Raw genomic sequence first — 10,718 nt, 5'->3', positions numbered from 1 at the left:
TAGCGGGGAGCCAGGGAAACGTCTTGGCACTCCTCATCTCTGCCTGTCGCACAGCTACCGGAACTCCACCGTCGCGCGGGTACCGGAACTTGACAGGCACGCGTCCGGCATGCGGGCGAACCTACGGTTGGCATGTGTGCGCGCCCCCGGACCCCGCAGGTCAAGCCAGACCCGCCAGCAGCGCAAGGGCCGGGCATGACAGAAGGGGTCAGGGGCGACCCATGTCCAACCTGATCACAGACCCGCCCAAGCACCCGTAAAACCGCTTTCGGCCAGGCGGAGCATCGTCGTCGCAGTTGCCCCGCTCTGCACCCATCTGTTCCCTCGCGCGCCAGCGAGCGCGCAGAACGAGGTGAGGCACGCCGGTCACGCAGACAGGCCTTGCGAGCCGCCTCGAAACTTGGCAGGTCAAGCCAGACCCGACAGAAGGGCAAGGGAAGGGCATTGCAGAAGAGGTAACGGGCTGCTCGTGCACGGCTTGATCGCAGGCCCGTCCAAGCACCGGCAAAGCTGCTTCGGGTGAGGTGGTGCAGCTTTCATAGTGGCTGCCGTTCTGAGCTCCTCTGCGGAACGGATCTGCGCATGATCGTTCGCTTTACTCTTGTGGGATGTACCGTCTTGGCCCTGCTCGCCACTCCGGCGGCGGCTGCCGCCCCTGGCTCGGGCTGGAGCAGCGAGCCAGGACTTGAACGCCTGCTTTGAGCGGCCCTCGACCATGTCCAGCAGCCGAGCGGGTCCGGTGCCGTCACGGATGCCGGTCAGGTCGATGATCACGGTGACGTACTTGTCGCCGCGGCGGGTGTGGCGCCACACGTGCTCGTCGACCCCAATCGCGGCCACGCCGTCGAACCGGGTGGCGTCGTTGATCAGCACCCGCTTGCCTTCGGCCAGGACAGCGTCGTTGGCGGTGTTCCACGCGACCCCGAGTCCTTCGGCGACCCTCGCGAAGGTCAGGTGCTGACACACGATCGCCTCGAGTGCCAACCGCAGCCCGCGACGCGACAGCTTCGCCCGCGGCTCAGCCGCGAGTCCCCGGAGGCACGCGCGAGCTGCACCGATCCTCGTGCTGCTGCGTTCGCGCGGCGGCGAATGGTCCTGACATAGTACGGTTGCGGCCATGGTCCCCCCAGAATGGTTGTCGCCGCCTGTGCGCTGATGTTCTGCTTCGCAGGGCTCGCCGCACTTTCCGCTGCGACCAGCGCACGAGCGGTAGCCGACGCCTCGCTACTGGAAGAGATCAAGAAGATACGAGCCGATCACGAGTTCGCCGACACCTACGGCTCACCGAGGGTCCATCTGGAGTTGCGACGGCGCGGGATCTGCGTCTCACGCAAGCGGGTCGAGCGGCTCATGCGAGCGGGTCGAGCGGCTCATGCGAGCGGGTCGAGCGGCTCATGCGAGCGGGTCGAGCGGCTCATGCGAGCGGGTCGAGCGGCTCATGCGAGCGGCCGGGCTGCAGGGCGCATTCATGCGCAAGGGCTTCAAGACCGGCTCAACCCGGCAAGATCCACGCCATCAGGCCGCGCCCGACCTGGTTGGCCGGAACTTCTCCGCGCCAGCACCGAACCGGCTGTGGGTGGCGGACCTGACCAGGATCCTCACCGGCGAAGGCGTGCTGTGGCTGGCCTCGGCCCGCGATGCCTTCGCCAACCGGGTCGTCGGCTGGAAGACCTCCGACCGGGCCGACACCGAGCTGGTGCTCGGCGCGCTGGAGTTCGCCTTGTGGAGCCGCGACGTGCGCGCAGGACAGCTCATCCATCACTCCGACAAGGGATGTCAATATACGGCGATTCGCTTCACCCAGCGCCTGGCCGACGCCGGCATCGCTCCCTCCACCGGCAGCGTCGGCGACAGCTTCGACAACGCCCTCGCCGAGAACCTCTGGTCCACGATCAAGGTCGAGCTGGTCTACCGCGACACCTGGGCCACCCGCGAGGAAGCCGACACAGCCCTGTTCCGCTATATCGATGGGTGGTACAAACCCCGCCGCATCCAAAAGGGCCTGGGCGGGCTCTCCCCGGACGAGTTCGAAGCCGCCTGGTACGCCCAGCAACACGAGCTACCCGACACCGTCAGCGGCCACACCGAGCTGACTCAAACCAGATAGGAATCACTCCGGGAAACCGGGGGAACCTCACGCAAGACCCAGCACCCCGTCAAGCGCTGGCGGCCCAAGATTCACGAACCGAAGATCTAGCCAGACTTGTCCAGGATGTATTGAGACTGTCGTCCATGTGATGCAACAAAACTGTCAAGGAGCTCCTGAGACCGCACGCCACACCTCCTGGCGCAAACGCCTCCAACTCGACGAGCCCCTGCCAGGCTTCCGGCAGTAAGGCGAAGCGCTGCGGTTCTTCGGGATCGACGACCGCCCACCCTGCTCCTGCTCGGACGTGGTCGCCGCCGCCGTTCGCCGCCTCCTCCAAACCCGGCCGACAGCGCCGCTCGCCGTCGTCCGCTACCACCACCAGGCAACCACGGCGCAGAAGGAAGCCGGGCAGGGCCGCCCCAGCCCTGCCGCGACCGTGCTGCAGCCCGTCAGCTTCTACCTTGCGGACGCGCCGGACGCCGCGGCGTATGAGGAACTGCGTCGAGGCTGCGAGACAGCGATGCGCAGGCTGATCGCCGAAGTGGAGAAAGAGGTTGAGACGACAGTCCCAAAACGCGATCCCGAGACCGGGGAGACGCGGTCACCTGCACGGCTCACCAGCCTGCGGAAGGTATCGGTCCGGCTGATGCTCGCCGCCCGGGGCCTCCCAGGCCGGCCCATCCACATCACCGGCGGTGTGATAGCCCGTATGGGCATCGACGCCGCCTCCCGTCGCAAGGTCGACAACGTGATCCTCGACGGTGTCGAGTACGCCCAGGCCGTTCACGAGCAGCCCCACCGCGCCCGCCGGGACATGCACGACCTCACCCGCTAGGGCGGTCTGGCGTTGGATCAGGATGCGTTCGGCTTTCCACCGGACTTGCTGGGCGACAGCCCAGCGAGAAGGTCCTGCACCTCTTTCCGCTTACAGCCTCACGGAGCTGACGACCTCATGTTGACCACACATGTCACACCCATGGGGTAGCTCGCGAGGCGCTACCGATCGCAGTCTCCGGCTGCGGGTCGAATCCGGCCGGCTCAAGGATGAAGTTCCATTTACCGCTGGCTCCGCGAGTCAACGTACCTTGCGATGATCACGGACGAGCCTCGCCCGCCGCCTCGAGCGGCAAGGAACTCATCCAGTAGCGTGAACAGGGTTGATACCATGTGGGAATTGGATGGATCGTCGGTTTCTCTATGTTGCTCACTGTTAGTAGATGATAGTCGAGCGGCGTTTGATACGAGAACCGGCCATGCGGGGCCCGCCTCACAGGCAAGTCTTGTTGCGAGCCACTCGGGAAATCCGATCAGCAAGCCCCATTCATTCCCCGCGTCGCATCCGTTTATGAAGGCTACGGCTTGTTGATAAGACCCATCCAATCCGTAGCTGTTTGGGCGTTTGTGGATATCGACAAACAGTTCTCTGTAATTCACGCATGCTCGCTTAGTCCAGCGGGTCGAATTTCAGGACATCGCCGTATTGCCACCGACCTCGGTATTCGTCTACGGGTTCTCCATGACGGCCGGTCCATGCATCATAGACCCTGCCGTTCTTGACTACCACGTCATGGTGACCCCACCCTGTGTCACGGCCTCGATACTTGCCCAGAAAGGGTGCTCCATCTGAGTCGGTAATCCTGTGCCTAGTCCCGCCGATCTTTCTTTGGATGTTCTTGGCGACATCCTCACAGCCGCTACTGTCGCAGATCTTATCGGGATCCGCAGGCTTCCAGTCTGGGCCGAGATCCCCACAGTCGCGCCCAGGCCCAGCGTTGTGGACGAGGACCGGAGTCTCGCCCGCCAGTACATAGTACGTATGGACGCCGGCGACTGTCAGGTTGTGGACGCGCTGTGTGGCCGTCCACTTCTTGATCGCTTGAACCTGGACGTAAGTGCCGGCGGAGGTGCGGAGCCATGTTCCGCTCTGCAGGTCGCCCGCGTGCACCCATTCACGCAGTGTCGGTATCCAGAACGGATGGTTTTCTGTAGTCGTGATCGCGGTGGAGCTGGCCCCATGCTCGTCGACCGTATTCACGATGATCTGGACGAGGTTCTTCGCTCCCTGGCTGGATAGTGGCGCCGTCACGGCTCGGGGTGTGGTCTGTCCGGTTTTCGGGTCTGTGGCCAGGACCTTGTCGCCCGCCTTCACTTGCTCGATCGGTTTCGCTGTGCCGTCGGCCATGAGGACCTGGGTGCCTGGGATGAAACTGCAAGGCTTCGACTTGCCCCGCAAACGGATCTTCCCGAATTTGTAGCCTACGGAGACGGAGCCGAACCTGTCGTCGCCTTTGATTGTGTCGAGCGTGTGCCGCCACGCCTCTGTGTCTTCTTTCCTGATGTGTGCATCACGATTGAAGTATTTGGACCGGTCTTGCTCGCGCTTGATCCAGGCGTCTCGCTCCTTCTTGGTCTTCTTGTCTTGCTTTTTTACGGCTTTCTTGTGCTTCTTCTCCAGCGCTATTTCATATTTCTTCTTTTTCTGGCCGCTGGGCTTGTGGGTCTTGGAGAAGGTCTTGTCGGATTCTCGGGTTCCGGTGTCGACGCGGCGTCCGTCGGGGTCGGATTGGTCGATGGGGTTGTTGGCGGCGTAGGAGTAGGGGTTGGCCCATTCGGGGGTGCGGAGGTCGAGTTCGGGGTCGGTGGAGATGAATTTGGCGATGGTGGGGTCGTAGTAGCGGGCGCCGAGGTAGACGAGGGCGGTGGTGGCGTCTTCGGTTTTGCCGAGGAAGCCGAGGTCGGTGAAGGGCAGGTCGTCGGCGCCGCGGCGTTTGCCGAAGGGTTGGTAGCGTTCGCGGCTGACGTTGCCGGTGGTGTCGTTGACGGCAAGTTGGGTGCTGCCGTGCTGGCCGGTCAGCAGCCAGGTCAGGCCGCTGGGCTGGCGCATGGCGATCTTGGAGCCGTCGGAGGTGGTGTAGTAGCGCTTGCCTTCGACGGCGCCGCTGGCCAGGCGTAGTTCCATGGAGCCGAGGTAGAGGGTGGTGCTGCCGTCGGGGTCGCGGCGTAGGAGCCGTTCGCCGGCGGCGTCGTAGATCATGCCGGTGGTTTGGCCGTCGACGGTGGCCTGGGCGAGTTGGCCGAGTTCGTTCCAGTCGAAGGTGGCCTGCTTGTTGGCGACGGTGCGGGCGGCGAGTTGGCCGGCGTTGTCGTAGGCGTAGGTGTCGGTGCCGCCGGGCCGGGTGATGGAGGTGACCGCGTTGGGGCGGACGGCGGTGGGTCCGGAGGCGGGGTAGGTGTAGGTGGCGCTCTGTCCGGCGTCGGTCAGGGTGGTGATGTTGCCGATCGGGTCGTAGGTGTAGGCCTGGCTGTAGGGGTCGGGGCCGAGGGCGTCGCCGGTGCCGGTGCAGGTGGCGGCGGTGGTGGTGTAGGCGGTCTTCAGGCGGCGCAGGCCGTCGTAGGTGAAGCACTCGGCCTGCGGGGTCGTGGGGTTGGTGGCGGAGTCCAGGATGCGGGTGATGTTGCCGGCGACGTTGTAGGCGTAGCGGTCGTCCTGGATGGTGTCGGGGCTGGTGGTGTCGGCTTTGGTCTGGGTGTGGACGCGGGAGAGCCAGTCGGTGCCGGGGTCGCGTTCCAGGGTGCGCTTGAGTTTGCCGCCGGTGCCGTGGCCGCGTGAGGCGAGTTTGCCGGTGAGGGTGAAGGCGGTGGCGTGGACGTAGGTTCCGGCGGGTGAGGTGAGGTCTTTGGCGAAGCCGAGGTCGGTGTAGCCGTAGGTCAGCTTCTCTTCCGGCAGGCCGCCGGCGGCGGGCAGGGTCTGCTCACGCAGGTTCCCGGCCGCGTCGAAGAGCGAGGTGACGGTGTAGTCGCGGCCCAGGTTGCCTTCGGCGGCGGGGATGGTGACCTTGGAGCCGGTGGGCCGGTAGTCGTGGTCGTAGGCGGTGATGGCCTGGGTGTAGGGCTGGCCGCCGGTGATGCGGGTGGAGGTGGCGGGTAGGCCCTTGGCGACGCTGTCGTAGGTCCATTCGGCGAGCTTGGTGCCCGTGACAGGTTCGCCTGACCATTGGGTACGGCGGCGGCTCAGGTCGTCGTAGGTGTAGGAGATCTTCTGGCCCTTGCCGTTGATGCTCGAAAGCATCTGCCCGGCCGGGTCGTAGCTGTAGCTGGAGGTGCCGGCGTCGGGGTCGGTGGCGGCGGTGCGCCGGTCCTGCCAGTCGAAGGTGAAGGTGCGGACGTTGCCCTTGGCGTCCGTCATCTTGGTCAGGTTGCCGGCCAGGTCGTAGCCGTAGCTGGTGTCGTGGTGGGTCGTCGTGTCGGCCCACTCTTCGACGGTGACGGGCTGGCCGTCGATGTCGGTGACGGTGGCGGTTTTGCCGCCGAAGGGCGGGGTGACCTCGGTGCGCTCGGCGCCGGGGTAGCTGGTGGTGGTGCGGCGCAGTTCGGTGGCCAGGTTGTAGGCGATCGAGGCGACTTCGCGTTCCTGGTCGTCATAGACGGTTTTGGTCCACTGCGGCAGCGTGGTGAGCGCCGGGTTGACCAGGCCACTGCCGGGCGCGCCCGGGTTGTGGGCGGGCTCGGAGACCGCGGCTTCCAGCCCCCGCGCGTCGTAGACGGAGGCAATCACGATCCGGCCGCCCTGAGGAGAGGCCGTCTGTGCTTCGCGCGTGCGGCCGAAGCCGTCCTCGTAGCTGAAACTCGAGGTGTAGGTGCTGCCAGTCAGCAACTGCCGGGTGGTGGTCTTGGCCGGGCCGGTGGGCTGGCCGAACCCGTTCCAGGGGATGTCGTAGGCGGCGGTGGCGCTGGCGGGGCCGGTGCTGGGCTGTCCTGGTTTCCACAAGGCGGTGGTACGGCCCAGCGCGTCGTACCCGACCTCGGTGATCTTGCCGTTGGGGTCGGTGACCGAGACCGGCTCGCCCAGCCGGTGCGATAGCTTGGCGGTGCTCTGGTAGCCGAGCGGGTCGGTGGTGGTGATGCCGTCCTTGGGCCAGCCCACCGCCGGGGTGTAGGCGGTGGTCGTGGTCTTGTTCAGGGCGTCGGTCGAGGTCAGCGGCCGGCCGTACTCATCGAAGGTGGCCTTGACCGTCGAGAGCGCAGACGCGCTGGAGTGGGTGCGGACCTCGGTGGGGTTGCCGTCACTGGGCTTGTTCGTGGCCGGGTCGCTGCCCGCGTCGTACAGGGTGATCTGTTTGCCGAACAGGGCGCCCGCCGTGCAGTCGTCGCCCGCGCGTTCCTCGACGACGGACGGAAGGCTGACCAGGTACTGGCCGGGGTCGGTGTTGCGGGCGTAGCTGGTGGTGGTGCACGTGTTGTCGGTGGTGAGGCCGTCTTGGCCGTAGTCGTTGACCTTGACCGGCTGGCCGTCGGCGTTGAAGGCGGTGCGCAGGTCGCTGTAGCGCCAGGCGCCGGTGGAGATCTTGTCGCGGGAGCGTTCACGGGTGCGTAACACCTGGGCGGGATCCTTGGTGCCGGGCCCGTTGCCGGCGTTCTGGAAGGCGTACTCGTACCGGGTCGCGTCGACTTCGGCATACGCGCGCGGGTTGAGCGCGGTCATCGTCCACGACTGTTCCTGCAGCACCTCGCCCTGCAGCAGCGGCGCGTCGGTGATCGTGGCGCCGTCGAACGTGGTGACCTGGCCGCCGGTGCCGCGTAAGAACGTGCGCGAGGTGACGGTGTAGCCGGACGGGTCGTCCCCGGCCCCTTGCAGGGTGCGGACCTGGCCGTAGCCGCGCCAATCCGTCGCGGGCGGCGCCTGGTCGGGCTGCGCGAACTGTACCGGGTCGGTCCAGTTCGGGCTGCCCACGAACTCGTAGGCGTTGACCACGTCCGGTGAGCCGCCGACCATGTCCCGCTCGACGACCTTGGTGGCGAGCTGCTTGTAGAAGCGGGTCCACGCCTCATAGCCGGAGCCGGGATCGCTGCCCATGTCCACCTGGTAGCAATCACCGATCTTGTCGGTCAGGTAGCTGGAGCCGTCGCGGCCCTTGCCGCCGCCACACGGGTCGTTTTGCGCGTAGGTGACCTCGACCCGGCCGCCCATCCCGTTGGCGATGGCGGCGATGCGTGGCACCATCCGCCACGACACCTGACTGGGCCAGTCGGAGTTGGAGACGTAATCCATCTTCCCGGCCAGCATCACCGCGTCGAAGTCCAGCGGCGGCAACGTCACCTGCGGGTCGGCTGCCAGCCCGGTCTGCTGCACGGTGTCCAGCCACATCACCGAGTCATAAGCAGGCCCCGAATCGGTGCGCTGATACATCCACGTGTGGGTGAGATCCAGCCGATCCACCGGATCCCACACCCCGGAGGCCGGGTTGACGGATTCGGTGAGCACCGAGGTCAGCTTGCGGGTGGAGTAGAACGCGAGCGCGCCGTTCGTACAGCCGACCGCCTGCGCGCACAGCAGATCCGTGGGCACGTCATCCCCACCGCGCGCCGCGGTGACCAAACTCGTGCGGGCCGTCGGCGTACTGCCCGCGACCTGCGTGTTGTGCCCCCACGCCACCGTGTCCAGGAACCCGCCGCGGTCATACGGCAGCACCTTGTACGTCTCATGCGTACACGACGGCAGACAGAAATAGTTCGTCTCCCGCAGATAGGAGTAGTCGATCACGTTCTCGTTGCGATCGACCTCCTGATCCAGGTTCCACCGCCACACCCCCATGCACGTCGGCGGGATCATGTCGTTCAGATAGCGGTCGTAACACGGCTCGCCAGACTCGTTGCCCACATACGGCACCTGCCACTGCGCGTCGCGGGTGGAGCCGAACCGCCACACCTGCCCGTCCTGCGTGGTGATCTTCCAGTACGGCTGGCCGTCCGCACCCCCGGCCACCTGCTCGATCCGCCAGCCCAGGTCCGGCACCGTCCGCCACGCCCCCGAGGTGCGGTCCTTGACGATCTGAGCCGACCGGCCCCCAGCCGACAGCACCAGTTCCGACTGCGACCTGTCCGTGGTGCCCGGCTCGTTGTCGGTCTCGTCCGGCGACTCCCAGCACAACGCCTTCCCGCCGATACCCCGCTCCTCGGCGGTCCAGATCAGCGCCGCGGTGTTCGGGTCATAGAAGTTGTCCACGATGCAGCGCCGGTAGCGCCGCTCGATGAACCCCGCGCTCAGATCCCAGCCCACCCCCACCACGCCGGACTGGTTGTTGGTCCACCTGCCCTGCCCATCCACCGACGAGGCGTCATACTGCAACGACAGATCCGGCCCGTCCCCGGCCACCGACGGCGGCTCCGGCAACGGCACGTCATAATCGAACCCGCCCCCCGAGGTGCCCGCCTGCCACGTCCCGGACGGCTTCAGATCGGTCGCACCCCACGTCCCGTCCGGCCCGGTCATCCCCGGCACGAGCACGTACACCGACCCCGCCGCCAACTGCGCCGCCAGCACCGCATCCGCGCTCCGCCCCGCGCTGACCTTGTCCTTACCACCGCCCACCCTCGGCTTGACCACCGCCGCAGCCGCACCACGCGGCGCAGCCTCCACCTCCGCCACCAACGTCCCCGCCTCGACATCGTTGACCGAGGCCACCACCGCCGGCCGCATCACACACGAGCGCGGACGGGGAACCTGCACCGCACACGCCGGCAGCCTCACCACCTGCAGACGGCCGGCGAAGTTCCCGCCATAAGCGTCCCGGAACCCCGCATAGGAGAACTCAGCCCGCACCTTGCCCGGCACCGACCCGCCATCAGCCCGCACCACCGACGCCGCGACCCCCACCCCGCCCAACGCCCGCACCAACTCCGCGCTCAGCGTCTCCACCGTGACCTTGTCCGGCCCGCCACGCCCGACCGGCCCCACCCGGACCGGCAACCCATCGACCGCGGCCAGTTTCCCCACCGCCGGCAGGCCCACCTGCGCGCGTCCCGGCTTCGGCCACACCGGCTCCTTCGGCTTCACCCACCGCGCCGAACCCTCAGCCCCCTTGACCGCCTGCTTCACCGGCACCGCCCGCGCAGCCACCGACTTCTCCGGATCCAACCCCGCCGCCGCAGCCCGCTGAACCAGCACCTCAGGCACACCGATGCCCGAGACCACCAGCATCCCGACCAGACCGACGATCAGTAGCGCGAGCCACATCTGGGCATGCCGAACCCGCATCCGAACCTCCGCCAAGGCACGCTGACGCAAACCCCCACAGCAATAGGGCCGCGCGTCATAAAGCTGACATAAGAACGATCAATCGGAATGTCCGTCATGATCAGGAATCGGTCAACGACCGAGAACGCGGCTTTCCCCATACACAGAGTCAAATGTCAGGAGATGACAATTCTCATGATCGCTGGTCAATCAACGATTTACCGTCGTTGCGAGAGGCCCCCGGAGCGGCAATGTGATTTGCATCACATACCGGGTGAGGCTAACCAAAACCAGCGCACCCATCAGGAACACCTCCCCGACGCGGGGATTGCGCCTGCCGGAACTCCGAGGTAAAGAACGCCCGAGCGGGCCGTCGGATCAGCAACCGCAACGTGGTGAAAGCGAGTGTAAGGGTGAGGCAGGCCACGCGAAGCTGCACGACCGATCATCAAGCCGCACCTGGTGGAGTCTCGTAGGCGGACGGAACCCGCAACGTCAAGCGAAGCCCTCGCAAGCAACAACCTCGGCGGATGCAACTAACGGAAGGCGCAAAGCCCGTCCAAGCACTGGCAATCCCGCTTTCGGCCAAAGTGATGTGCGTTCACAGTGGCTGCC

General features: G+C 66.2%; 3 protein-coding genes and 2 pseudogenes. 3 read left to right on the top strand and 2 right to left on the bottom strand.

The features are described from left to right. Window positions 1–672: 672 nt before the first annotated feature. Window positions 673–1,026, bottom strand: a pseudogene (locus ACFWY5_RS56050) (transposase); the annotation flags it as partial. Window positions 1,027–1,131: 105 nt separating this feature from the next. On the opposite strand from ACFWY5_RS56050, the pseudogene ACFWY5_RS56045 reads away from it, so the two are divergent. From ACFWY5_RS56045 to ACFWY5_RS56035, 3 genes and pseudogenes are all read left to right on the top strand, one after another. Then, a pseudogene (locus ACFWY5_RS56045) lies at window positions 1,132–1,347 on the top strand (IS3 family transposase); the annotation flags it as partial. Window positions 1,348–1,372: 25 nt separating this feature from the next. Then, a complete protein-coding gene (locus tag ACFWY5_RS56040; protein WP_379640103.1) occupies window positions 1,373–2,107 on the top strand; it encodes an IS3 family transposase in 735 nt (244 codons plus the stop codon). Window positions 2,108–2,393: 286 nt separating this feature from the next. Then, entirely contained in the window at window positions 2,394–2,924 is a 531-nt protein-coding gene (locus ACFWY5_RS56035) for a hypothetical protein (protein WP_379618954.1), read from the top strand. Window positions 2,925–3,533: 609 nt separating this feature from the next. On the opposite strand, the gene ACFWY5_RS56030 is transcribed toward ACFWY5_RS56035, so the two are convergent. Next, window positions 3,534–10,124, bottom strand: a complete 6,591-nt coding sequence (locus ACFWY5_RS56030; RefSeq protein WP_379640102.1) for an RHS repeat-associated core domain-containing protein — start codon at window positions 10,122–10,124, stop codon at window positions 3,534–3,536. Window positions 10,125–10,718: the final 594 nt, after the last annotated feature.

The organism is Nonomuraea sp. NPDC059007 (assembly GCF_042740555.1).
Lineage (GTDB): Bacteria > Actinomycetota > Actinomycetes > Streptosporangiales > Streptosporangiaceae > Nonomuraea.
This window is presented reverse-complemented; position numbering and strand designations above follow the sequence as displayed.